This window comes from Dehalobacterium formicoaceticum (genome assembly GCF_002224645.1).
GTDB lineage: Bacteria > Bacillota > Dehalobacteriia > Dehalobacteriales > Dehalobacteriaceae > Dehalobacterium > Dehalobacterium formicoaceticum.
Genome location: NZ_CP022121.1, coordinates 3,326,439 through 3,346,628, shown reverse-complemented (window position 1 = coordinate 3,346,628; position 20,190 = coordinate 3,326,439). Strand labels below are relative to the sequence as shown.

The 20,190-nt window shown below is 44.6% G+C and carries 19 protein-coding genes, 1 tRNA gene and 1 riboswitch; of the genes, 18 read left to right on the top strand and 2 right to left on the bottom strand.

Annotated features, from left to right (window positions below; all coding sequences use genetic code 11):
• Positions 1 to 106: 106 nt before the first annotated feature.
• Positions 107 to 1,081, bottom strand: coding sequence for a uroporphyrinogen decarboxylase family protein (locus CEQ75_RS16260; RefSeq protein ID WP_089612134.1), 975 nt, complete (start codon positions 1,079 to 1,081; stop codon positions 107 to 109).
• A 282-nt stretch (positions 1,082 to 1,363) separates the two neighbouring features.
• Between CEQ75_RS16260 and dinB the strand changes: the two genes are divergently transcribed.
• The 3 genes from dinB (at position 1,364) to CEQ75_RS16245 (ending at position 3,601) form a co-directional block, all read left to right on the top strand.
• Positions 1,364 to 2,611 (top strand): DNA polymerase IV, encoded by a 1,248-nt coding sequence (gene dinB / locus CEQ75_RS16255; protein ID WP_089612133.1) that lies wholly within the window; start codon positions 1,364 to 1,366, stop codon positions 2,609 to 2,611.
• Between the two features lie 52 nt (positions 2,612 to 2,663).
• Positions 2,664 to 2,906 (top strand): hypothetical protein, encoded by a 243-nt coding sequence (locus CEQ75_RS16250; RefSeq protein WP_089612132.1) that lies wholly within the window; start codon positions 2,664 to 2,666, stop codon positions 2,904 to 2,906.
• A gap of 77 nt (positions 2,907 to 2,983) precedes the next feature.
• A complete protein-coding gene (locus CEQ75_RS16245; protein WP_089612131.1) occupies positions 2,984 to 3,601 on the top strand; it encodes an SOS response-associated peptidase in 618 nt (205 codons plus the stop codon).
• Here CEQ75_RS16245 and CEQ75_RS16240 read toward each other — a convergent pair.
• Positions 3,578 to 4,096 carry a flavin reductase gene (locus CEQ75_RS16240; protein ID WP_089612130.1) on the bottom strand — a complete coding sequence of 173 codons (519 nt, stop codon included), beginning with the start codon at positions 4,094 to 4,096 and terminating at the stop codon, positions 3,578 to 3,580. The genes CEQ75_RS16245 and CEQ75_RS16240 overlap by 24 nt on opposite strands.
• A 338-nt stretch (positions 4,097 to 4,434) precedes the next feature.
• Between CEQ75_RS16240 and CEQ75_RS16235 the strand changes: the two genes are divergently transcribed.
• From CEQ75_RS16235 to ligD, 15 genes are all read left to right on the top strand, one after another.
• A complete protein-coding gene (locus CEQ75_RS16235; protein WP_089612129.1) occupies positions 4,435 to 5,193 on the top strand; it encodes a class I SAM-dependent DNA methyltransferase in 759 nt (252 codons plus the stop codon).
• A 2-nt stretch (positions 5,194 to 5,195) separates the two neighbouring features.
• Complete coding sequence (gene trmL, locus CEQ75_RS16230; RefSeq protein WP_089612128.1) at positions 5,196 to 5,654, top strand: tRNA (uridine(34)/cytosine(34)/5-carboxymethylaminomethyluridine(34)-2'-O)-methyltransferase TrmL; 459 nt, start codon at positions 5,196 to 5,198, stop codon at positions 5,652 to 5,654.
• A 190-nt stretch (positions 5,655 to 5,844) separates the two neighbouring features.
• A tRNA-Pro gene (locus tag CEQ75_RS16225) sits at positions 5,845 to 5,921 on the top strand.
• A gap of 256 nt (positions 5,922 to 6,177) precedes the next feature.
• A riboswitch (TPP riboswitch) is annotated at positions 6,178 to 6,286 on the top strand.
• A gap of 263 nt (positions 6,287 to 6,549) precedes the next feature.
• On the top strand, positions 6,550 to 7,116 hold the full coding sequence (thiW, locus tag CEQ75_RS16220; RefSeq protein WP_089612127.1) for an energy coupling factor transporter S component ThiW: 567 nt from the start codon (positions 6,550 to 6,552) through the stop codon (positions 7,114 to 7,116).
• Positions 7,097 to 7,918, top strand: coding sequence for a hydroxyethylthiazole kinase (gene thiM, locus CEQ75_RS16215; RefSeq protein ID WP_089612126.1), 822 nt, complete (start codon positions 7,097 to 7,099; stop codon positions 7,916 to 7,918). The genes thiW and thiM overlap by 20 nt, the downstream gene beginning before the upstream one ends.
• A complete protein-coding gene (gene thiE / locus CEQ75_RS16210) occupies positions 7,905 to 8,552 on the top strand; it encodes a thiamine phosphate synthase (RefSeq protein WP_089612125.1) in 648 nt (215 codons plus the stop codon). The genes thiM and thiE overlap by 14 nt, the downstream gene beginning before the upstream one ends.
• Before the next feature lie 1,008 nt (positions 8,553 to 9,560).
• Complete coding sequence (locus CEQ75_RS16205; protein WP_157677509.1) at positions 9,561 to 11,111, top strand: radical SAM protein; 1,551 nt, start codon at positions 9,561 to 9,563, stop codon at positions 11,109 to 11,111.
• A 2-nt stretch (positions 11,112 to 11,113) separates the two neighbouring features.
• A complete protein-coding gene (locus CEQ75_RS16200) occupies positions 11,114 to 12,679 on the top strand; it encodes a radical SAM protein (RefSeq protein WP_089612123.1) in 1,566 nt (521 codons plus the stop codon).
• 12 nt (positions 12,680 to 12,691) lie between these two features.
• Positions 12,692 to 13,762 (top strand): radical SAM protein, encoded by a 1,071-nt coding sequence (locus CEQ75_RS16195; protein WP_338031974.1) that lies wholly within the window; start codon positions 12,692 to 12,694, stop codon positions 13,760 to 13,762.
• Between the two features lie 13 nt (positions 13,763 to 13,775).
• Complete coding sequence (locus CEQ75_RS16190; protein ID WP_089612121.1) at positions 13,776 to 14,000, top strand: hypothetical protein; 225 nt, start codon at positions 13,776 to 13,778, stop codon at positions 13,998 to 14,000.
• 132 nt (positions 14,001 to 14,132) lie between these two features.
• Positions 14,133 to 15,806, top strand: a complete 1,674-nt coding sequence (locus CEQ75_RS16185; protein WP_089612120.1) for a S8 family peptidase — start codon at positions 14,133 to 14,135, stop codon at positions 15,804 to 15,806.
• Positions 15,807 to 15,825: 19 nt separating this feature from the next.
• On the top strand, positions 15,826 to 16,098 hold the full coding sequence (locus CEQ75_RS16180; RefSeq protein WP_089612119.1) for a hypothetical protein: 273 nt from the start codon (positions 15,826 to 15,828) through the stop codon (positions 16,096 to 16,098).
• Positions 16,099 to 16,523: 425 nt separating this feature from the next.
• Positions 16,524 to 16,628 carry a plastocyanin/azurin family copper-binding protein gene (locus CEQ75_RS19600; RefSeq protein WP_089612118.1) on the top strand — a complete coding sequence of 35 codons (105 nt, stop codon included), beginning with the start codon at positions 16,524 to 16,526 and terminating at the stop codon, positions 16,626 to 16,628.
• 261 nt (positions 16,629 to 16,889) lie between these two features.
• Positions 16,890 to 17,663: a non-homologous end joining protein Ku gene (ku, locus tag CEQ75_RS16170; RefSeq protein ID WP_089612117.1), complete on the top strand. Its 774-nt coding sequence runs from the start codon at positions 16,890 to 16,892 to the stop codon at positions 17,661 to 17,663.
• 4 nt (positions 17,664 to 17,667) lie between these two features.
• Entirely contained in the window at positions 17,668 to 20,145 is a 2,478-nt protein-coding gene (gene ligD / locus CEQ75_RS16165; protein ID WP_089612116.1) for a DNA ligase D, read from the top strand.
• The last annotated feature ends 45 nt before the right edge of the window (positions 20,146 to 20,190 follow it).

Genomic DNA, 20,190 nt, shown 5'->3' with positions numbered 1-20,190 from the left:
TGCACTTATACTTTCATCATTTACAAACCTATACCTTCTGAAAGTAAAACCAAAGCCTCTGCATGGATAAGTGCCATGCAGAGGCTTTTTATAGAGTAAAACTTTTTTAAAAACGATTTGCTGTCTGCAGGAAACATTCCACATTTTCCATGGAGGAATCCGGCGACAAATCACATCCTGTGGAGAGTCTCCAATTGTCTCTCTCTCCATAGGTATTCAGGAGCGCTGTCGTTTGCTTTTCGATTTCATCGGGTGTGGCTGTGATAAATAAACGGGGGTCAACATTGCCCATGACAAACTTATTCTTGCCCAGGATATCCAGAGCCAGACCCATATCCACATCGCTGCCAAAGTGGAAAGCATCTGCATCCAGCTGGGAGATGGTCTTTAAATGGGGATTAACGGCGCCGCAATTATGATAGATGAGAGAGAAAGTGTCGTCCTGCACGGCTTTGATTATTTTTTGAATATAAGCATTGGAGAATTCCTCCATCATGGCGGGGGAGATCATGCTGGCGGAAGGCTCCGCTAAAATAATTCCCGCGGCACCCACAGATTTATAGGCAGAGATATATTCAATTATATAATCCGTGATGCGGCTTAAAAAATCGTGAATCTGATCCGGGGCTGTCATACAGGTCATCATAATATTTTCGACACCATTCAAAACAGAAGCCAGGGTAAAGGGGCCCGTGACACCGATAATTAAAGGCTTCTCTATCTTGGGCACAGCCAGGCGCACTGCCTCAATCAAGGGGGCGGTGGTCTTATTTTCAATTTGGGGGATTTTTACATCTGCCAGAGCTTGGGGCTCTGTGCATATGGGATCACCTAACCGGGGAAAAGAATCATCTGCTATAGTGCAAGACATACCGAAGGAGGCTCCTTCGCACCAAAGCTCGGTCATACGGATCACGGCATTTACAGGATAGCCGTGGGCTATTTTCGTCAGCACCCGTTCCTGCACCTTACTGTCCGTTAAAAGCTCCGTCATAGAAATTTCCATTTTGGGCGCCATAGGATAAAACAGGCAAGGGCTGGAACCCTTGTGACTTTGTATTTGATCAGTGAAAAAACTCATCTTTTTTCCTCCTATCTTGGTTTAGGAATCAGTCCGGAATTTTATTGAGTGCAACGAAGGCTTACGCAAAGCCTTCGGCTTGGCGTAAGCCAAATTTTCTTTATAATGATAATGATGGGGAATTGCTATTAAAGTAAGACAAATCTTTTTTTCAGTATAACATATTCTGTCAGGTGATTCTATCAAATTTAAGAATATTTTTATCCTTGCCCAGCCTTGATTTTTTCTGAGAAAGCCGCTATACTTTAACCAAACACATGTTCTAGATGTGAGGTGTTTTTCTTGGATCGAGTTATTCTGCATGCGGATCTGAATAATTTTTATGCTTCCGTGGAGTGTCTGTACCGGCCGGAACTCCGGGAAAAGCCGGTAGTGGTGGGCGGGGATCCTACTTTACGGCACGGGATTGTGCTGGCGAAAAATTATCCGGCCAAGAAATTAGGCATTCAAACCGGGGAAGTTTTATGGCAAGCTCGCCGAAAGTGTCCGGATCTAGTGGTGGTGCCCCCCAATTTCAGCCTTTATCTCCGCTTTGCTCGTTTGGCTCGGGAGATCTATTTAACCTATACGGACCAAATCGAACCTTTTGGCATTGATGAAGCCTGGCTGGATGTCACCCACAGTGCCAAACTTTATGGCACGGGCAAGGAAATTGCCGATGAAATCCGGGAGCGTATTAAATTTCAACTGGGGATCACTGCTTCCGTGGGCGTGAGCTACAATAAAATTTTTGCAAAATTAGGCTCGGATATGAAAAAACCGGATGCCACCACGGTGCTTTCCCGGGAAAACTTTCGCAGCCTGGCCTGGCCCCTCCCGGTGTCCGATCTCCTCTATGTAGGGCGCTCCACAGATAAAAAACTAAGGCGGTATATGATTCGTACCATTGGGGATCTGGCCCGGACCAGTCAATATTTTCTTCATTTTCTCCTGGGGAAATGGGGGGATATTTTATGGTCCTTTGCCAACGGGGAGGATATCTCTCCCGTGGCTCCCTTTGGCTATGAAGGTATTATTAAATCCATCGGCAACAGTACCACCACCCCCCGGGACCTGGTGAATAATGAGGATGTGCGCCTGGTGATCTACGTATTGGCGGAAAGCGTGGCTGCCCGGATGCGGTCCCATGGTTTCAGGTGCCGCCGGGTGCAGATTCATGTACGGGATACGGATCTGGCTGTTTTTGAACGCCAGGGAAGACTGGAAAGGCCCACAAACCTGTCCGGGGAAATTGCTCTTTTGGCCTTGGAGCTGTTTGCCAAAAATTATTCCTGGGATAAGCCCTTAAGGAGCATTGGTGTCCGGGGCATGGACTTTGTTCCGGAGGGAGAACCGCTGCAGGTTTCTCTGTTCATCAATGAGGCAGAACGGAAACGCCGGGAGGATCTGGAGCGGACTGTGGATATCCTCCGAAAAAGATTTGGCTATTTCAGTATTCAGCGGGGGATGATGCTGGAGGATCGGAAACTCACCGGCCTCAATCCCAAAGAAGAGCATGTGATTCATCCTGTCGGGTACTTTCATAAATAGGCATGAGCAGATTTCATGATTGGATCAGGGTATGATGTAAGGAGATGATAAAATGACACGGAAGGTTTACGTGGATGTTACAGCCCGTTTCGATAAAGAGGGAGGACTGGTTCCCCAAAGTGTTATCTGGGAAGATGGGCGTCGTTTCGAAATTGACCGGGTGCTGGACGTGCGGCCGGCGGCCAGCTTGAAAGCCGGGGGCTGCGGGATGCGTTACACCTGCTGTATTTGGGGACGGGAAACCTTTTTGTTTTTGGAAGAAGATCGTTGGTTTGTTGAAGGGAAAAAGGATTAAAAAAAGAAACCTAAAGGGAAACCTAAAAGGAAATCTAAAAGGAAGATTAAAAATCAGAATAATAGGGGGTAACCATCATGTGCGGTCGCTATGCCATCATTGATGAGGAAGATCACTTGGAGATGAGAAAGATACTTCAGGAAATTGAAGAGAATTTTGCCGGAACCCCGGAGCAGGAGGCGATGAAGACGGGAGAGATCTTTCCCACCAATGTGGCCCCGGTTCTTCTGCCCAAAGAGGGAGGGGGATCCCAGGCGGTTCCCCTGAAATGGGGGTATCCCCGCTGGAATAGCCCGGGGGTGATCATCAATGCCCGTCAGGAAACAGCGGACACCAAAAAAATGTTCCGTTCCTCTCTGGCCGCCCAACGCTGTGTTATTCCTGCCAGCGGATTTTTTGAATGGAAGGATGTGGGCAAAAAGAAAAAGGACAAATATTTTTTATATTTGCCCCATCAGGAAATTCTCTATATGGCCGGTCTGTACAACCAATTTAAAGACGATAAAACCGGCCGCATGTACCGGGCTTTTGTGATTTTGACTACCGCAGCCAATGCTTCCCTGGTGTCCATTCATGATCGGATGCCGGTGATTCTTGAGGATCAGGATTTGCCCCTATGGCTTTCCACGCATCAGGAGGGAGCCGACTTGCTAAGGGGTATCGGACCCGACTTACGCGCACACATCTGCAACTAGAATTTTCTTTATTTCAGCAATATATAAGGTATGAAGATCCTTGCCCGGATAGTTTTTAGTGAGCAGCCCCTGATCAATAAAAGATCCTTCCAGATATTCCTGGGCAAATAGCTTTTGGCAGATGATGACCAGCTTCGCTTCAGCGAAATAAGGGGTTTCTCCCCAACGGGCCAAAGTTAGCCGGGATTGGGCGATTTTATCCTCATCTCTGCCGGAGACAGTTCCCAGGTAAGATAAGGTTTTACGCATGCTTTCATCGTAAAAAGTCAGAGAAAAGGTATCGGCTCCGTCGATAAACTCCTTGGTATAGCGTTGGGGACGAATGACCACAAAAGCCACATTCTTGGCCCACATCACCCCGAAGCCGCCCCAGCCGGCTGTCATGGTGTTGGCTTTTCCATCCTTTTCTGCCGTTACCAGCATCCAGTCCTTGCCGATCAATTGAAAGGGGCTTTCGTGAAAATCCTCCGGTGCCAGTTCTTTGAAATTAGACATTTTAATTTCCTCTTTTCATTTTATATTTTTTCGATTCATACGCGGACACGCTGCTTAATTAGATCTTTATTATACTACAGTTTTATGAACCAAATGATACCATATACCATGATTTTATCAAATTCCAAGACTCCCACTTCTATAAGTGGGAGCTCCTATTTTCACTTCAGGTGGGGTAGATTCCCCATCTGAAGCCCCGATGTTCAGCTTTAGCTGAATGAGTTCACTTCAAATCACGTTTTACGTTGCTTTTTAGCTTGGGATCAGGTATTTTAAAGAGCCCTGCCATCTTGCAGAATGGGAAAAGTATGTTAAAATATTAAGGCGGGGTGATTCGGTTGTCAATATATCAAGGTTTGGCCCTTATCTATGATCAGTTAATGGAAAGCATTGATTATCAGGAGTGGGCTCAATATATTAAAACATTATCAGAAAAATATAATAAAGAAATTGAAAGTGTTCTGGACATTGCCTGCGGGACCGGGAATACCAGTATTCCACTGGCCCAGATGGGCTGGCGGGTAACAGGGGTGGATCTTTCCTTGCCCATGCTGCAGCATGCCAGAAAAAAAGCTGCTGAGGCAAAAATGGAAATTATTTTTCTCCAACAGGATATTCGAGAACTGGAGCTATCACGGGAATTTGACCTGGTAACCTGTTTTCAGGATGGCTTAAATTATCTGATCAACAAAGAAGAATTAGCGCGCTGTTTTCAGAGTATCAACAAAACATTAAGCGATGACGGAATCTTTATCTTTGATTTGAATCTGGTGGAGAAATATTCCTATAGTGCAAAAGAGGAGATCAGCTTTGTGGATACAGAGGAATTCTCTCTGATTTACGAAATCTATTATTTGGCGGATCAGGAGATTTGGGAAATCAGGGTAACAGGATTCGTAAGAGGAGAAGATCATGATTATGGGAAATTTAAAGAAGTGCATCAGGAAAAGCATCATCATTTAAAGGATGTGGAAGTGATCCTGGGGGAAACCGGATTTAAGGTATTAGACGTGTTCAATGCTTTTTCTTTTGAACCTCCTTCAGAGGCCAGCCGCAGGATCTTTGTGGTGGCACAAAAAACAGAAGGAAGGGTATAGGCGTGCATGTTGTTTTGGTGGAACCGGAAATACCGGCAAATACCGGGAATATCTCCCGCACCTGTGCTGTAACGGGGACCTCTCTCCATTTAGTGAAGCCGCTGGGCTTTTCTGTGGATGATAAACATTTAAAAAGAGCCGGCTTGGATTACTGGGATTATCTGGACATATATTATTATGAGAGTTTTGCTGAGTTAAGGGGTAAATACCCGCAAAACCGCTTTTTCTTTGCCACTACCAAGGCGGATAAAAACTATTCCCAGGTGCAATTTCAGGCAGATGATTTTATCGTCTTCGGCAAGGAAACGGCGGGGCTGCCCATGACTCTTCTAAAGGAAAATTGGGATCATTGTATCCGCATTCCCATGGGCAAACACCTGCGGTCGTTAAATCTCTCTAATTCCGTGGCCATCATCCTTTATGATGCCTTAAGGCAGCAGGGCTTTCCCCAATTAACCTAAAGGGTTCATTACATAAGATAAAATCAAGTAAAGTCGTCTTAATTCATCATTATAAATACTGTTGACATTATGGAATAACTGAGTTAAAATTGAACGTGCTTGGGACATGGCTCAACTTGGGGGGGAGTTGCTGAACCAGCAAATGACTGTTAATGCGCAATAACATTTAAATTACATATATGGAAAATTCCGGGATGTGGCTCAGCTTGGTAGAGCGTTGCGTTCGGGACGCAAAGGTCGCAGGTTCAAATCCTGTCATCCCGACCAAACCAAACATGCACCATCTACTGATAGAGGATTTCTGTCGGCAGATGGTTTTTATTTTGCCCCTAAAGGCTTGAAATTTTATAGCAAACCAAACCCGACATGACTTTCAGTGCCGATTATGTCCTCGGCTTGGGATCGGGAGGTGGGTGTCCATGGGGACGGATTGTGGCGGCTTCTGGGAACATTATAGGAAAATATCTGTAATGCTGATTATGAACCGTCTTTCTTGCTTTTTTAAAAACAGTGCAGTATAATATACTTAAATAAGGGGAGCTTGTATTGCAGGCTGAGAGGAAGTCATTGAACTTCGACCCTGGAACCTGATGCGGATAATGCCGCCGTAGGGAGTCATAGTCTGATTCTTTCGGAGGAGACACCGTATCGGTGTTTCCGTTTTTTATTGCACTTTTTGAAAGGATGTGATGACGGCATTCACGGTGAGGCCGTGACGGACAAGGGGGAGCGCCCTGTGTCTTGTATAACAGCGATGGGAAGCCGTGTTCCGGCGCGAGAGGAGACCAGAAAGTCTCGACCGACCTTTTGGACGAAGTTTGACCATTTCTACTAAAAAGGAAAGCGACGCTGTTATTGCCGTTTTCACTGCATCAATCAAAAAGGAGCTTACATTATGAACAAAGTAAATATTCAAAAGCTGTCGATTGCCGGAATTTTATGTGCGGTAGCTGTTGTTGGCAGTCTACTCGCCGTTCCTGTTTTGGGAAGCAAGTGTGCCCCTGTGCAGCACATGGTGAATATCCTCTGCGCCGTACTGCTCGGCCCCGGCTATGGCTTGGGCGTTGCTTTCAGCGCAAGCCTGATACGGAATTTACTTGGCCTTGGCAGCTTGATGGCTTTCCCCGGCAGCATGTTTGGCGCCCTGCTTTGCGGGTTGATGTATCGTAAAACCAAAAAGCTTTTCCCCACACTGGCCGCGGAGGTATTCGGCACCGCCATTTTGGGCGGCCTCAGCGCCTATCCCCTAGCAGTTTTGTTTTTGGGGCAGGCAGTTGCCGGACTGGTGTTTTACGCATACATTATTCCGTTTTTGATCTCAACCGCAGCCGGTGCGTTCCTGTCCGGCGTTTTAGTCTATTCACTGCAAAAATCCGGTGTTCTGGCGGATATACAGTTTCGCCTTAACGCCAGCTATTTACAACAAGAAAGGCAATTGAATTATGATGAAGGAAATGCTTGAAAATGTTCGGAATCAGTCCCCGCTGATTCATAATATCACCAACTATGTCACCGTCAACGACTGTGCCAACATTCTTTTGGCCTGCGGTGCTTCACCCATCATGGCCGATGATATAGATGAAGTAGAAGAGATCACTTCCATATGCGGCGGCCTTACTATCAATATCGGCACCTTGAATCAGCGCACCATTCCCGCGATGCTTGCCGCCGGGCGAAAATCGAATGAGCTGGGACATCCCGTCGTTCTCGATCCTGTGGGCGCCGGAGCATCTGTCCTTCGCACCAGCACTGCTATGAAGCTGCTCCAAGAGATTCAGTTTGCGGTCATTCGGGGCAATGTCTCCGAAATCAAGGTTCTGACCCAAGGGAATGGAACGACAAAAGGGGTGGATGCGGATGTCTCCGACCGGGTTACGGAAGAAAATCTGGAGCAGGCGGTCACCTTTGTCAAGGCGTTTGCCCAAAAGACCGGCGCAGTAATTGCCATCACCGGAGCCATCGACATTGTTGCTGACCGGAACACAGCCTACTGCATCCGGAACGGCCATGCGGACATGAGCAAGATTACCGGAACCGGCTGTCAGCTTTCCGCCATGGCGGCGGCGTATGTGACGGCCAATCCGGGGCACACGCTGGAGGCAACTGCCGCCGCAGTCTGCACCATGGGTCTTTGCGGAGAAAAGGCAAAGCGGCGTATGACGGAACTGGACGGGAATTCCAGCTATCGAAACTATATCATTGATGCTATTTACAATCTGTCTCCTGATGAGTTGGAAAGAGGTGCGAACTATGAAATGCGATAAAAAAGCAATGCTGCTGTATGCGGTAACGGATCGGGTATGGGTGGGGGAGCGAAGCCTGTATGAGCAGGTGGAAGCTGCCCTGAAAAACGGCGTTACCTGTATCCAGCTCCGAGAAAAAAATTTGGACGAAGATGCCTTTCTTGCAGAGGCTATGGCTCTTTCCAAGCTTTGCAAGCAATACCATGTTCCCTTTATTGTCAACGACAATGTGGATATTGCCATTCAGTGCGGCGCAGACGGCGTCCATGTGGGGCAGGAGGATATGTCCATTTCCGATGTCCGGGCGCGTGTGGGCGATGGCATGATCATCGGCGTTTCCGCGCACACCGTGGATGAAGCTCTGGAGGCAGTGAAAAATGGCGCGGATTATTTGGGCTTAGGCGCTGTGTTCTCTACTTCTACAAAAACGGATGTGAATCAGATGTCCAACGCAACCCTTAAGGCCATCTGCAGCGCCGTCCATGTTCCCACCGTCGCCATCGGCGGCATTTCGGGTAAGAATATCCTGCAACTCTCTGGCAGCGGCGTGGATGGCGTCGCTGTGGTATCGGCTATTTTTGCGGCGGAGGATTCCGGTGCGGCAACCGCCGAACTGTTGGCGCTTGCGCGTGAAATGCTACAGGTTCATTCATAAGTTCTTTGCCATTTTTGGCATGGACAGCAAAAGCCACCGGCTGATTTCATCTTCCACATCAGCCGGTGGCTTATAAAACGTAAGCTCCAACGAACCTTTATCGACTTTTCTCCTCAATCTGCCTTCTGCTTTTGTTTCCCCATTCATCAACCTTTCAGTCTTGCCCAGCCTTTTTTATCTCACCTGTTATTCCGTTTCTTGCTGCTTACCCGGACTTGCGCACCTTCCATGCTTTTTTACTCAGATCTGATGATCTTTTCATTTGGGCACTTCCACTTTGCTTATCTGAAGCAATCAGTTTCTGTTTCCTTTCAAGGGACCTTGAATCTTAAGATTCTTTAGCTGTCTGATCGGTTTTCATGTTTCGTTTCTGCTTCCGGCTCCTGAGGTGTTTCGCCTTAGGTATTCCTTGGAGCTTAATTGAATTATAGCAGAAGCATCTGATAGGGTCAAAGTTCAAATAAAAGAATTTCAAACGAAATTTTCTGCTTTAAAAAGTATATCCTTTTAATTGCTCACAATTTCTTTTATTTCCAGAAAATTTAATATAATAATGTAAACAAAAAATAAAGGCAACCCATCGTTGCTGTATTTCATCGATAAAATGTCAAGTCAACCCCCTCAATCCCGATTTTCTGATCGAATTATTTATATACAAAATTATGCAATAATAAATTGCGAAGGAAACAATTATTAACAGGATTTAATCGAAATATATAAAATATTCAGAACAAATAAATTGTTGATTCAATATATCCGATAACTAATTGCCACAAAGTTTCTGGATAACGATTTCTAAGAATTCTATGCATCAGATGGGGTAAAACTTCACCTGATGCAAGAACTCAGTTAATAATAAGGAATTGTGTTTAAACAATCTATACAACATCAAATTTCATCTTATCTTTATATACTAATTAACTTATGAGGCACGTTTGGCGAAAAGATAAAATTATAAAATACGCGCATGTGATAAAAAATTCTTTGATTAAGATAGGTGATATGTTTATGTATGAAATTGTTGAACCTCGTATTGAGGCCATAAAAAGTGAAATTGAGAGAATATTGTCCCTTGTTGAATTGGAACATAAGGGACAACCAATAAAAGTTGATGGGTTCCGTTTGCGGAATTTAGCCCACTGGCAAACTGGTTGCGCCCAGACCAACATGGAAGCTTTAGGTCCTCTTTCGGGTGTTTGCAATGCCAAGTGTGTTTTCTGCATGGAAAGATCTCTCCCTTTCGAACGGGACTATTCTTTCTTATCATTACCGGAGGCTTTAACCAGGTTACAGTATTTTGATCAGCAAAACAACCGCTGTTTATTCCCCTCAGCTCGTCCTCATATGGAAACATTATTAAACAGGGATGCCATTCGTATCCTTAAAAATGCACGTCAAAAAAACGCTTCGGAATTGTTCATTCTTACTACTAACGTTTCGCTTCTTACCCCTGAGATCATTGAGGAATTGGCAAACCTTAAACCAATACTCCTCAAGCTTTCAATAAATTCTACTACTTCGGAAAACCGTAAATCCCTGATGGGACTCCGGGAGGACTCAGAATTAACTATTAATAGCATGAGTTTGTTAAATAAGTTTAACATCCCCTTTATCGGCAGTATTGTTGTCTGGCCAAAGGTAGATTTCGCTGAACTCAATAAAAGCATTGAGGATATTTGCCTTTATAAACCTTATGGGATTAGAATCAGACTTCCTTTGATCCATAAATTTATGCCCAAACCTCCGACCGCAGATCTTAATGATTTTTGGCAAGGTACATGTGATTATGTTAATTCAATCAAAGGACAATTTAATGTTCCTATTTGGATTGAGCCTGTTCAATACGCGAGAGTCCCGCTGCTGCCAATAGTTGATGGGGTGATCCTTAATTCCCCGGCGCAGGTGGCAGGGATAATGGCCGGCGATATGGTTATGGAGATTAATGACAGGATCCTGCCAACCCGGGTTGATATTAGAAACTTTTTTAGCTCTGGTGCTTTAGATCAGCTTAATAACCTGACAGTAAAGATCAAAAGAGGGGAAAAGCTGCTAACCTTTAACCTGGTTTGCCATCAGTCTTATCCATTTAGCCCGGATTTGGGTCATCCGGGAGAAAGATTCGGCATGCTGTTTTTGCCGGACTTTGACCTGAATTATCTGGACAATATTCTTCGCGTAATCAAAAAGCATGACGCCCGGAAAGTACTGCTCTTTTGCTCTCCATTAACCGCCGGAACTTTAGAAAATGTTATCGATCAGATCCCGGTCTATCGTGATTTTTTTCAGGAAAGGTTTCTATGGATTGATACCTTGGATCATACTTGGATGGAGGGGAATACCCACTTATTGGACAGCCGTTTCGTGGTTGACTATGAAAATGCGCTTTTAGAGTTTTGTGATGGGGTTAACGAAAGACCTGATTTAATACTGATCCCGGATAGTTTTGGCTCTTCCTGGGGCATTGATTTTCAGGGCCGATCTGTTTTCGAGATCGAGACCCGGACAGGCATTCCAGTGGAATTGATTCCCTGGCACTACATTTACGGCAGGGAGGACTAAAAATGAGTGTTGAAGAGAAAAACTACCTGCATCCTTTCATTAGATATTTAAAATCAAGACTGGAGTCACTATTATCACTTGTGCAGTTGGAAGAAGAAGGCCGGGTGATCGAACCTGACAGTTTCGTTCTGAAAAACTTGTCTGACTGGTCATTCGAAAAATATAATAACATTTTTGATAGCCTCGGTTCTCCTTCCGGTTATTGTAATCTGCGCTGTAAATTTTGTTATGAAGCGGGAAATCCTTTGCCTTTTGAGAAGACTTGTTTATCTGTTCAGGAGGCTGCCACACGCATCAATTATTACCGCCGCGATGTTCAAAAAGGGTTGCCTCTTTTTACAACACGGTTGTACAAAGAACCCTTTACCAACAAGGAGCTGCTTCCTATTTTAAGAATGGTTAGAGCGGCCGACAGGGAGGTAGAGATCCAATTAACGACCAATGGCTCTTATTTCAACACGGATATATTGGAACAACTGGCTGAAATGGTGCCGATTAATCTATGTATCTCCCTTAATTCTTCCGACCCGGAGGGGCGAAGGAAGATTATGGGGGATCGGAATAGTGAAAACTCCATCAAGATGATCGAAAAATTCAAGTCATATGATCTGCCCTTTGTGGGAACTATTGTTGCCTGGCCGGATATTGAAAAAAGTGAAATGATCGAGACCATTCGTTATTTGGACCAAAATCTGGCGCGTGCGATTCGGATTACTTTGCCGGGGTATACCCGATATTTTTCTAAAGATATGCTGTTTAATTCACAGGCTGCATGGGATAAGGTCTTATCGGAGGTGTTGCCTTTACGTAACGAAATTAAGACTCCGATATTGGTATTACCCAGCCTTTATCATGCCCAGGCCCTTGTCCCGGAAGTAGCGGGCGTAATCAGGGAGTCTCCGGCAGAGCAGGCTGGTCTGCAATTCGGTGATCTGATTAAATCAATTAACGGAGAAGATGTTTTTACCCGGGTTGCCGCCGGTAAATTGCTGGTTCAATATCATAATAATCCCAGATTGCAGATTACTTTTGAAAGAAATGGCCAATTATTAGGGGCAGAACTGATCGAAAAAGGTACGAAGGAAAGCCGCTATCCCTATCGGCCCATAGGGTATCCTTTATCCCAGGCTTATCCTTTCGGCATTGTGCTGATTGATGATTTTGACCCTGCCTGGCTGCAGGATCTATTGAAACGCATCGCTGATACCAAGGCCAAACACGTCCTGCTGATGACCTCAGCAATCATGGAACCTTTGGTGGCTGCCCTTTTTGAGTCAATACCGGAACTGGAACATTTGCTCGGCGATACCAATCTTTATCTCTGGGTGCCGGAGCATAGATTTTGGGGAGGTAACATCATTCTTGGTGATTTATATACCTGTTCTGATTACTTGCAGGCGATCTATGATTTTCAGCAGAAACAGGGAATAAAGCCTGATCTGATCGTATTGCCCAATTCCTTCAGTCCAAATAAAAATAATGATCTGCTAGGTATTTCTTACAGCAGCATTGAGCTTGTCACCGGAATTCCGGTGATCCTGGCCGACAACACAACAATTACAATCTAAGGGTGATCAAATTTGGAGCATAGCACAGATTTAATAAACAAATATTTGGAAAAGGACAATTTGTTGATCTTGCACTTAACAGACAGATGCAATAACAGGTGCAGGTTTTGTATGGTTGATGAGATTCACGGACAGTTTTCATTTCCTTATGAAACGGCGCTGGAATTGATTGATAAGCTTCCTGCCGGTTCAAAAGTGGATTTGTTTGGAGGGGAACCAACTTTATACCAACATTTTTTCGACCTATTGCAATACATTCAGTCTAAAAGGTTAAAATGCTCCATCGCCACTAACGGCCGGTTGTTTTCCAAAAGAGAATTCACCGATAAAGTTGCGGCTATTACCGGAGGGGAATGTTATATCCGGACCTCGCTGCTCGGTCTTTCCGCTGAAGTTCATGACAGGTTGACCGGAGTAAAGGGAAGTTATGCTGAGTTAATAGCGGGTTTGGATCATATTGTTTCCGCCGCGATGCCTTGTCAGGTTAATATTGTAATCACAACGGATAATCTTAGGGAGCTTTCGGAAATTACCAAACTTGCCATTGATAAAGGTGTGCCGCGCATAAAGTTTGGACTGATTGTTGATGCTCAGTCTTCCCCTGAGCTGGTGCCTACTCTTGATCAAATTCGACCTCAATTGTCAGAAGCGGTGCAAATAGCTGAAAACAATGGTTTAACAGTTACCGTTGAAAAAGCCCCCCTTTGCCTTTTGCCGGAATACATGAACCAATTTTCCAGCGAAAGTGTAATCGGTAAGTGGCCCAGATTTTATGATGACACCGGGGAGTGTGGTGTTTGTGTAGCCAGAAATTGGTGCGACGGTTTAGACCCGCAATACGCTGCGGAATTCGGTACAGCAGGGATCAGGCGGATTGAGAAAATTCCCCGTAAGGTATTGACGCCATTCCCCAATGACCTTAGTAATGGCAATCAGATACGTTTCCTGAAACTAAACCTGTTTGCAATGCCCCAGAAATTCATTGAACATGAACAATGTGAAATGATTATGCTCAATTTGATAGAGCAAACCAGGCAGAAACACGCCCGGATTGCTTTTATCGATAACAATATAGTCCGATAGCAGACCAATAAAAATGAAAGAAGGGATAGCAATGCCGGTAACAAGATTTGGCGGTTCTGAAGAAGAAAGGCTTGTACCTATGGCTAAGGCTCAGGTAGAACTTTTGAGTGCAATGAAAACCAACAGAGCTATTTCAGATGTTATTATGTCGGAAATCAACACAAGATTTGGAACGGTAGATTTGGGTACTAAACTAAATAATCCCGCAGCAATCCATGTTTCATTTTCATGGGGTTAATAGGTAAAGAAAGAATCAACAGCTAAAACTCTAGTAATTAATTAGTTTCCTGAATGCTATCGGATTATATTCCTTTTTTCTATTTTAACATCCCATGGCAAGAAGTTGCCGTAAATAAGTGAGGGATAAAAAATGCAATTTATGAATAAAAAAAATAAAACCGTTTTAACACCTGTTAAAGGTGAGTATTTGATAAAGTTCAAGGAAGGTTATGAGGGAGAAAAACAAGTAAGAAACCTTAGTGAAATAGAAAGATTTAAACATTCAAAATGGGTCCCAAAAGATAATTTGTTAATTTTCACTTTTGATGAACAAGCAGAAAAAACGCATACCATGAGTGAAATATTAGATGAACTTAATGAAGATCAAACAGTAGAAGCGGTCATACCTGTATTCGAAGACGAAGAAGGTTTTAGACGGTTAGTTGTTCCTAACCGCTTGCTTGTCGCCTACCACCCGGGTCTTAAAGATGCGCTGATAGATAAATTGGCCGGCACGTATAGCATAGCCGAGCAAAGCCGTTTTGGAAATTGGCTGATCCTCGAGCTGCCGGAGGGCGTGGAACTGACATCAGCTTCTGAAAATTTAGAAGATATCCCGGAAATAGATTACATTGAACCTGTTTATTATGGGGTAAATGACGCGGAAGAAATTTCGACTAACGATGTGCGATGGAATCTTAACAGTATTAATATCAATGATGCCTGGACCATAACGAAGGGCAACCCGGAAATTCTAATTGCTGTAATAGATGGGAAGCCGGATATTAGTCATCCATCTCTTAAACAATCTTTTCAACAGGGTCTTTCTGACGACTGGGACTTTGCAGATAACTCAATATTTTCCTCACATAGCACCCAGATACTTAGTATTTTGACAGGACAAAGGGATGACTTGCAGGGAATATCACCCCTGTCACGGATTATATCCCTGTCTGTAAACCTTAATGCACAGTATTATCACCAGAGGGCTGAAGCGATTTACTACCTGAAAAGTATCATGGAGGCCAGACTATTAGATGTCCAACCGGTAAAAAGGGTGGTCGCAAATTGTAGCTGGAAGACTTCCGGCGATGTTAGGATTATCAGGGAAGCAATTCAGGAGGCAGCGGCTGCCGGAGTAATATTTGTTACATCTGCTGGAAATGAGAACACTTCAGGGGCTCATTATCCCTCGGATTATAGCAAAACCATTAATGGGGTATTTTCAGTGGCAGCTTTAGCGCCATCAGGTCGGAAGGCAGATTATTCCAATTACTCACCTACAGTTACGATCAGCGCTCCCGGAGGAGCCGGACAGCCTTTTGACGATGATGATATCTATTGTGCTGATTTAAACAACAGCACTGCTTTTGTCGCCGGGACCTCTTTCGCAGCACCCCACGTAGCCGGAGTAATTGCCTTAATGTTATCCGTGAATCCTGCCTTGGATATTGAGAGTATTTCCGACATCCTGGTCAGAACGGCGGTACCTATCTCAGAGCAAAATCCTGGTAATTGGCAGTATCTTGGTGCCGGTAAGTTAGATGCGGGAAAAGCCATGGATGAGATCAGGAAGAATAACGAAATTATCACTGAACCAACTGATACGGATATTCCAGATCAACATGGCGGCCCTAAAATTAATATTACAATAGCTGATGATACCTTCGATAATATTGACACTGACCTTTTCGCCAAGGAGATCTGTAATAGGGCCTGCATGGAAATTAATCAGTTGTCGGGGAATTGGGTTTTGGGCAGCAATGTAAGGATCACTATTAATGACTCCAATGGATCATCCGTTATCCTGAACTACACAATATAAAATTGTAAAGGTGAAAATAATGATAAAAAATACACCTGAAAAAAACGATATTATGAATATGAATCATCAGGGAAAGCCGGAGTGCCAGGATGATTATGTATTTCGTTTTAAAATCGAACCGAAAAATCAAGACTCAAATCCTGATACACTCCTCGGAGAATTCTACAGTGAGCAAATAAAGGATCTCTTAAAGATTGTATTTTTTAGCCGGGATGGGGAAAAATTAATTCCTAATGAGTTTGGATTTTTGAATGAGCCCGACAAAAAATACCCAATAAAGTGTACAGAGTGACATACTCCCATCATCTGCGTTAACACGCACCATCGGCTGGGAGAGGATTTCTGTCGGCAGATAGTTTTTATTTTGCCCATAAGGCTTAAAAGAAGCGGCTATGGCCGAACTTTCCCGAGCGGTATCATAAAAACAGCAAAAACCACCGGCTGATCGCATCTTTCCACATCAGCCGGTGGCTTATAAAACGTAAGCTCCAACGAACCTTTATCGACTTTTCTCCTCAATCTGCCTTCTGCTTTTTTTTCCTCATTCATCAACCTTTCAGTCTTGCCCAGCCTTTTTTATCTCACCTTTTATTCCGTTTCTTGCTGCTTACCCGGACTTGCTCACCTTCCATGCTTTTTTACTCAGATCTGATGATCTTTTCATTTGGGCACATCCACTTTGCTTATCTGAAGTAATCGGCATTTGAGAGTGATATAATGGGAATTGGTGCATCCTATTCCTATACATTCAACGAAACGGGAACCTTTGAGTATCATTGTTCTCCTCATCCCTTTATGACAGGAAAGGTCATCGTAAAATAGCATCGATTATCAGCAGATTACGAAACAAAAGCACATCTGTAGGACAGTGATATGTTCCATAGATGTGCTTTTTTATAGGTTTCGCCAGCCCCAGAGGTTTGGCGTAAGCCTTAGATTTATAATAGGGATTGCATTTTGGCGATTTTTAAATGATGAAGAATATTCATCATTTTTATAGGGAAAATAAAAAAGAGTGAAAAAACATACGAAAGATCATCGGAAGCATAGAGAAATTCAATAATAACATCGGAGGTGTTTATTTTGATATCCCGTAAGTCGGTTATTACTTTCGGTATGGTTGCCATTCCCATCGCCATGTATACAGCCACACAAGACAATGATATCCATTTCAATCAGCTCCATAAGGAAGACAACGGCCGTATCCGTTACAAGAAAACCTGCGCCCATTGCGGCAAGGAAATTACGGCGAAGGATATTGTCAAAGGTTATGAATACGATGACGGCAAGTATGTCGTGGTCACGGAAGAAGAAATTGAAAAGATCAAGACGGAAAAGGAAAAATCCATTCAGATCCTGCATTTTGCCCAATTGAATCAGATTTCACCTGTTTACTACGACAAAACCTACCAGGCTGCTCCCGAAGCTGGGGGGGAAAAAGCCTTCGAACTGCTGCGCTCCGCGTTGATGAATGAGCAGAAGATTGCCATTGGTAAAACCGTTATGGGCACAAAGGATACACTGATGGCGATTATTCCCCGGGAGGACGGGATCCTCATTTCCACCATGTTCTACGCCGATGACATTAAAGAGCTGCAAAAACAGTATGCGAAGCCGGAAGTATCCGAACAGGAACAGAATATGGCTAAAACCCTGATCAATGCCATGGACACGCCCTTTGATGCCGCTCAATATAAAGACGAATACCAGGAAAAACTGCGCATGCTCATCGAGTCAAAAATTTCCGGCAAGGAGGTCGTTGCGGCGGAAGCCGGCACTACCGGAAAAGTGATCGATCTGATGGAGGCCCTTAGAGCCAGTGTTGATAAAGCCCAAAAAAACAGGGAATTAGCGTAATATTATGACGGGACGGCTCAGGAAGTATCATCAAAAAAGAAATTTTAACAGAACACTGGAACCGGAAGGGAAAAATGAAGATCATGAAGATCCTGAAGATCCTGAAGATCCTGAAGAGCAGCTAAGATTTGTCATCCAACACCATATCGCCCGTAACGACCACTATGATTTGCGGCTGGAATGGAAGGGAGCTTTAATGAGCTGGGCAGTACCCAAGGGCCCTTCCTATCAGTCTCATGATAAAAGGCTTGCGGTTCAGGTTGAGGATCATCCCCTTGAATACCGGAACTTTGAAGGGACGATTCCTAAAGGGGAATATGGGGGCGGCGTGGTCATGCTCTGGGATGAAGGTTTTTGGGAACCTCACGGCAATGTGGAAGAAGGGCTGCGGGAAGGCAGCCTAAAATTTATGCTCAAGGGAAGACGGCTGAAGGGCAGGTGGGCTTTGGTCCGACTGAAATTGAAAGCTGGGGAGACAAAGGATAACTGGCTTTTGTTGAAAGAAAAAGATGAATATGCCAATAATGAAACCGGGATTGCAGAATTTACCACCAGCATTCGGACGGGACGCACAATGCAGGAAATTGAAGATGGTGCAGATGAAAAAATAACAAGGAATCCTTTTTATCAGGCGGATGTTCAACTGGCAAAATTGGTTAATAAGGTGCCCGCTGATGGTGAGGATTGGCTCTATGAGATGAAATATGACGGCTATCGGATCTTGGCCTTTGTGGAAGGCAACAGTGTTCGATTGATCACCAGGAACGGTCATGATTATACCAGGCGGTTTTCAGATGTGGCGTCTGCCCTGATTGATTTTGCTGCCGGCAGGGCGATGATTTTGGATGGGGAAATGACTGTTACGGACCCGGAGGGCAAGACGAATTTTCAGGCGCTGCAAAACTACTTGAAAAATAGCGAGGAACAAAACCTGACTTATATTGTCTTTGATCTCCTTGCCCTGGACGGCGCGGATCTTCGGGGACGCCCTCTGACCGAAAGAAAAGAAATCCTGGAAGCATTAATGAAGGATGCACCAAAAAACCTTTATTATAGCAGGCATGTTATCGGAAAAGGCAAGGAAAGCTTACTTGCCGCTTGTGAGGCTGGGATGGAGGGCATCATCGGCAAAAAAGTGGATTCCCGATACAGTGGAAGAAGGAACGGTGACTGGATCAAGTTGAAATGTGATCAAAGACAGGAATTTGTCATCGGTGGATATACTCTGACGGACAAAAAAACCGGCGGGATCAGCGCATTGCTCCTTGGTGTTTTTGAAGGGGCAGAGCTCATTTATTGCGGACGTGCCGGCACGGGTTTTAGTGAACGCACCAGGGGAATATTGGAGAGGGAATTTAAAGGCTTACATCAGGCGGAGCCGCCTTTCAAAGAGGCACCTAGCCCTAAGTCCAATGAAAAAATAACCTGGCTTGAACCCAGGCTGATTGCGGAAATCAAATTTAGTGAATGGACAGCGGAGCAGCTTTTAAGGCATGCCAGCTTTAAAGGCTTGCGCAAAGATAAAAATCCTGAAGATATAAAAAGAGAAGCACCGGTTAAAGCAGTCAAACAGGTTAAAGTGGTCAAAGAATCGGAGGGGACCATGACAGTAAAGGACAACACAATTTTCATCGAAGGAATCAAAATTACAAACCCGAATAAGGTAGTGTTTGACGACCCTGAAATTACAAAAGGGGAGGTGGTTCGTTATTATGAAAAGGCAGCGGAGCGTATGCTGCCCTATGTGGAGCACAGGATCCTTAGTATCGTACGCTGTCCCAAGGGTGTCTTGCAATCATGCTTCTATAAAAAGCATCCCGGCCCGGACAGCCGGGGCATCGTCACGATAACTGTTGCCACCGGCAGCGGAGAAGAGGAGGAATATTTCTATATTGAAAACAAATTGGGGTTAATCTCGGAAGCACAAATGGGCACTTTGGAATTTCACACCTGGGGAAGCCGTGTAGATGAACTGGAAAAGCCTGATCTGATGGTATTTGATCTGGATCCCGATGAAGGGATGGATCTTGGCAGGGTACGCCAGGGGGTGCGGGATCTTAAAAGCATTCTCACGGATCTTTCCCTGGAATCTTATCTCAAGACCAGCGGCGGTAAAGGCTATCATGTGGTCGTCCCACTAAAACCATCCGTCTCATGGGAGATATTTCATGATTTTGCAAGACGTGTTGCCCTAGTGATGGAGCAGAAGTGGCCTGATCGCTACACCGGTAATGTGAGAAAGGCGAAGCGAAAAGACAAAATATTTATTGACTGGATGCGAAACGGCAGAGGTGCAACAAGTATTGCTCCCTATTCCTTAAGGGCGAGAAGAGGGGCCAGGGTATCCATGCCGATTGGGTGGGAGGAACTTGACACCATTGCCCCGGACAGTATTGATATGGTGGAGGCGCTTGCCAGGATTGGCGGTAATGACCATGATCCCTGGCAAGATTTTTTCCGGAATCAGCAGATGCTGAAATAAGTTAACCATCTATCGATGGAAGAATTTCTATCGGTGGATGGTTTT

Coding starts and splice junctions, on each gene's coding strand:
- CEQ75_RS16260 (WP_089612134.1), bottom strand. CDS start 1,081: ATGAGTTTTTTCACTGATCAAATACAAAGTCACAAGGGTTCCAGCCCT.
- CEQ75_RS16250 (WP_089612132.1), top strand. CDS start 2,664: ATGACACGGAAGGTTTACGTGGATGTTACAGCCCGTTTCGATAAAGAG.
- CEQ75_RS16245 (WP_089612131.1), top strand. CDS start 2,984: ATGTGCGGTCGCTATGCCATCATTGATGAGGAAGATCACTTGGAGATG.
- CEQ75_RS16240 (WP_089612130.1), bottom strand. CDS start 4,096: ATGTCTAATTTCAAAGAACTGGCACCGGAGGATTTTCACGAAAGCCCC.
- thiW (WP_089612127.1), top strand. CDS start 6,550: ATGAACAAAGTAAATATTCAAAAGCTGTCGATTGCCGGAATTTTATGT.
- thiM (WP_089612126.1), top strand. CDS start 7,097: ATGATGAAGGAAATGCTTGAAAATGTTCGGAATCAGTCCCCGCTGATT.
- thiE (WP_089612125.1), top strand. CDS start 7,905: ATGAAATGCGATAAAAAAGCAATGCTGCTGTATGCGGTAACGGATCGG.
- CEQ75_RS16205 (WP_157677509.1), top strand. CDS start 9,561: ATGTATGAAATTGTTGAACCTCGTATTGAGGCCATAAAAAGTGAAATT.
- CEQ75_RS16200 (WP_089612123.1), top strand. CDS start 11,114: ATGAGTGTTGAAGAGAAAAACTACCTGCATCCTTTCATTAGATATTTA.
- CEQ75_RS16190 (WP_089612121.1), top strand. CDS start 13,776: ATGAAAGAAGGGATAGCAATGCCGGTAACAAGATTTGGCGGTTCTGAA.
- CEQ75_RS16185 (WP_089612120.1), top strand. CDS start 14,133: ATGCAATTTATGAATAAAAAAAATAAAACCGTTTTAACACCTGTTAAA.
- CEQ75_RS16180 (WP_089612119.1), top strand. CDS start 15,826: ATGATAAAAAATACACCTGAAAAAAACGATATTATGAATATGAATCAT.
- CEQ75_RS19600 (WP_089612118.1), top strand. CDS start 16,524: ATGGGAATTGGTGCATCCTATTCCTATACATTCAACGAAACGGGAACC.
- ligD (WP_089612116.1), top strand. CDS start 17,668: ATGACGGGACGGCTCAGGAAGTATCATCAAAAAAGAAATTTTAACAGA.